The organism is Arcobacter cryaerophilus gv. crypticus (genome assembly GCF_002993025.1).
In the GTDB taxonomy this organism is placed as follows: domain Bacteria; phylum Campylobacterota; class Campylobacteria; order Campylobacterales; family Arcobacteraceae; genus Aliarcobacter; species Aliarcobacter cryaerophilus_B.
Genome location: NZ_NXGI01000045.1, coordinates 1 through 298 on the forward strand (window position 1 = coordinate 1; position 298 = coordinate 298).

Annotated in this window: 1 pseudogene; it reads left to right on the forward strand. The window is 30.5% G+C overall.

From position 1 onward, the window contains the following. A pseudogene (locus tag CJ670_RS10970) lies at window positions 1–298 on the forward strand (hypothetical protein); the annotation flags it as partial.

Sequence of the window (298 nt, forward strand, 5' to 3'; positions counted from 1 at the left end):
AGTATTTTCAATTTGGAAAAGAAGAAAATAGAATCTTTGAGGCACTCGTTGCTAGGATTACTCTATCTTTCTTTGCTTATAATCTTACAAGCTATATCAATCGTATCAATAATGAACCACAAACATTAGGAGAGCTTTTTAGAGATCTAGAGTGTCAACTAGAAACCCTAGCAATTTCAATGGAACTGTTTCTAAAAATATTAGAACAATTGATTGAATCTACTCAAATTGTCAAGAGAAATAAAGATTTAGAACAAATCATACTAATGCTCAGGCTTTACACTAAAAAACAGTTAGG